Source organism: Polaromonas sp., from assembly GCF_012927415.1.
Lineage (GTDB): Bacteria > Pseudomonadota > Gammaproteobacteria > Burkholderiales > Burkholderiaceae_C > Polaromonas.
Genome location: NZ_JABBPF010000045.1, coordinates 1 through 2,885, shown reverse-complemented (window position 1 = coordinate 2,885; position 2,885 = coordinate 1). Strand labels below are relative to the sequence as shown.

The window sequence follows — 2,885 nt, the reverse complement described above, 5'->3', positions numbered from 1 at the left end:
CGCGGCCATTCACGCGGCATCGGCCGGTGAGGCGGGGCGAGGCTTTTCGGTGGTCGCCGAGGAAGTGCAGCGGCTGGCTGAGCGTTCCGCAGATGCCACGCGCCAGATTTCTGCGTTGGTGAAGGCGATTCAGACTGACACCCAGGATGCGGTGGCCGCCATGGAGCGCTCTACCCAGGGTGTGGTTGAAGGAGCCAAGCTGTCGGACAATGCCGGTACGGCGCTGTCCGAGATTGACCAGGTGTCACGCCGTCTTGCAGATCTGATCGAGCAGATTTCCAGTTCCGCCTCCAGGGAGGCGGCATCGGCCAACGTGGTGGCCGGCAATATCCAGCACATTTTTGCGGTGACTGAGCAGACCGGAGAAGGTACACGTTCCACGGCACAGCAGGTGCGTGATCTGTCGCGCATGGCGGAAGAGCTGCGGCAGTCGGTGTCGCGCTTCAAAATAGCGTGAACTCCGCCCGTTTCGCGTCGACTGCGAACCCTGATTCCTGAACCGGCCCGTTATCTATGCAATCCAAGGTCCCGAATTCAACCGCTGCCGAGGGCGATCTCGCCGTCAATGACCTGGGTCCTTTGGCTTGGGTGCTCGACGAGCTTCGCAAGTCTCTGGAAGGTGCCGCCCCCACGCTATTTGGCTGGGAGGCTGACGCGGCCCGCGGCTCGGATCTTGCTGCGCTTGACGCCAGCCAGTTGCGAATCGCCCGCCAGCAGTTGCACCAGGCAGTCGGTGCGCTGGAAATGGTGGGCCTCCCGGGGGCCGCGCCAGTGCTCAGGGCTATGGAGGCGGCGGTACAGAAGTTTGTGCTTCAACCAGAGCAATGTAGCCACGATGCCGTTGCCAAGATCGAATACGCCAGTTTTGCAGTGACAGAATATCTTGAAGGCGTGCTGGCTGGCAAACCCGTTTCCGCCGTTTCCCTTTTTCCGCAGTACCGTGATGTTCAGGAACTGCTCCGCGCGGACCGTATCCATCCCGCCGATCTGTGGTCTTTTGAGTGGCGCTGGATTGAGCCACAACTGACCGTAATTGTTGAGCCTCGCAGTTACGGAAATGACGTCCGTGCGATCCTGGATCAGGCTATCCTGCAACTCATGAAGGGCAAGGCGCCGCAGGCGGCCAGCAGCCTCACGGAGCTGAGTCTCGGATTCTCCGCCTATCAGTCTGATAGGCGGGTCCGGATTTTCTGGACGATTGCGGCAGCCTATTTTGAGGCGTTCGCACACGATCTTCTTGGGGCGGATCTGTATGTAAGGCGCGCGGCGTCGCGGATCCTGCTGCAATATGCATCCCTGGCCAAAGGCGACACCTCGATTTCCGAACGCCTGGCGCAGGATTTGCTTTTTTTCTGCGCCCAGGCGACACCAAACCAGTCAAGCGATACCCCTGTTCTTGCGGCCATCCGCTCTGCCTACGGGCTCGCACGATTCAAGCGCGTGGATTACGAGCTTGTGCAGTTTGGGCGTTTCGACCCCGCACTGTTGGCACAGGCCCGCAAGCGAATCACCTTGGCCAAGGAAACCTGGTCATCCCTTTGCGCTGGCGATGCAAGCAAGTTCAAACTGGTATCCGATCAGTTCAGTCTGGTGGCCGACTCGCTGGTGAAACTGCATCCGTCCAGTGAACCGCTCGCACAGGCCTTGAGCCGGGCCATTGAAACCACCCTTCGTTCCGCACAAGCGCCGAGAATTGAATTGGCGATGGAAGTGGCCACTTCTGTGCTGTATCTGGAAGCGGCTTTTGACGACCTCGATCCCAACGATCCCCAGCTGGCGCTCAGGACCACGAATCTGGCTCAGCGCCTGGACGCCGTCAGTGCCGGGGGGGAGCCTCAGCCGCTGGAAAGCTGGATGGAGGAGCTGTATAGCCGTGTCAGTGATAAACAGACCATGGGCAGCGTAGTGGGTGAATTGAGGATTTCTCTGGGTGAGCTCGAAAAGTCACTGGACATTTTCTTTCGCAACCCGCAGGACAAAACGACCTTGCAGGCGGTGCCAGGAAAGTTGTCCCAGATGCGCGGCGTGCTTTCGGTGTTGGGTCTGGATCAGGCCTCCCGGGCCGTTTTGCACATGAGGGGCAGTGTTGAGCAAATGCTCGACACTGAAATTGATGAGCAATTGGTGCGCAGCGCTGGAACATTTGAGCATCTGGGCAACAACCTGGGGGCCTTGAGTTTCCTGATTGACATGCTCAATTACCAACCTGCGCTGGCGAAAAGGCTTTTTGTCTATGACGAAGAAAAAGGTGAACTAAAACCTTTGATGGGCCGTTCGCAAAGCACGGGAAATGCCTTTTCAGGCGTCATTGCGGAAAACGATAGTCTGGTGGAGGAACCCGTTTACGTGCAGCATGAGGCGGGCGCCGCCACAGTAGGCGACAAGCCCGAGATCCTTCTTGATGCGCAGCCTGAGCACGCAGCACTTGTCGAGCAGCCGGTGCTGGCTTCAAGCACCAGCGACGCGGTGCTTGCAGTTTCCGGCACAGACGCCGATGTTGCCGCCAGTGAATTGGTGACCCCGCCCTCTTCGGTGATGCTGGAGCCCGCCGCGTTGGCCACCGAGCCAGCTTCGGCGGATTTTGAAGAAGACGATTTGCAGGATATTTTCCTTGAGGAGGCGCGCGAAGTGGTAGGCCAGGCGTTGCAGGCTCTTGCCGAACTCGCAGCCGATCCGGAGGACGTCGCTCAGCTTACTATATTGAGGCGTGCTTTTCACACCTTGAAAGGCAGTTCGAGAATGGTGGGCTTGGGCGAATTTGGCGAAGCCGCATGGGCGCTTGAGCAAATGGTGAACAGCTGGCTTGCCGACCAAAAAACCGCGACCAAGGAGTTCAGGGGCCTTTGTTCCGAGGCCATCGCCGGATTTGAGCGCTGGATCTCCGA

General features: G+C 59.0%; 2 protein-coding genes. Both read left to right on the top strand.

All coding sequences use genetic code 11. The annotated features are described in order from the left end of the window. Nucleotides 1–457, top strand: a 457-nt coding sequence (locus HHJ19_RS04895; protein WP_296904596.1) for a methyl-accepting chemotaxis protein, incomplete at its 5' end; no start/stop codon positions are given. A gap of 56 nt (nt 458–513) precedes the next feature. Continuing rightward, nucleotides 514–2,885 (top strand): Hpt domain-containing protein (locus tag HHJ19_RS04890; protein WP_296904594.1); only part of this gene is annotated, 2,372 nt, incomplete at its 3' end.